This window comes from Pseudomonas sp. PME37.24/025 (assembly GCF_055556615.1).
The window spans coordinates 1-306 of sequence record NZ_JBVHNK010000079.1 but is presented as its reverse complement, the minus strand read 5'-3'; the positions used below and the strand labels follow the sequence as shown (position 1 = coordinate 306).

Sequence of the window (306 nt, the reverse complement as noted above, 5' to 3'; positions counted from 1 at the left end):
CGTCACGTTGACCACCGGCAAACCGGTGCTGGATAACGGTCGGCTGGATCGCTTTCAGGTCGATCAGGGTAGCATCGTCATCGAAGGCGACGTGCTGAACGTCAGCAACGTCGACCGCTTCGAAATCATTACCCGCAGCGCCAGGATCAACGCCGAGATCCAGGCCAGGAATCTGACCATCATCGCCGGGCGTAACGACGTCAACGCCGACACCCTCAACACGACCGCACGCGCCGATGACGGCAGCGCCAAACCGGGGTTGGCCATCGACTCCTCGACTCTCGGTGGCATGTACGCCGGGTCGAT

1 protein-coding gene is annotated in these 306 nt (G+C 61.8%); it reads left to right on the top strand.

Annotation, left to right across the window (positions count from 1 at the left end; all coding sequences use genetic code 11):
• Positions 1 to 306, top strand: a 306-nt coding sequence (locus ACZ3HH_RS29585) for a two-partner secretion domain-containing protein (RefSeq protein ID WP_465810080.1), incomplete at both ends; no start/stop codon positions are given.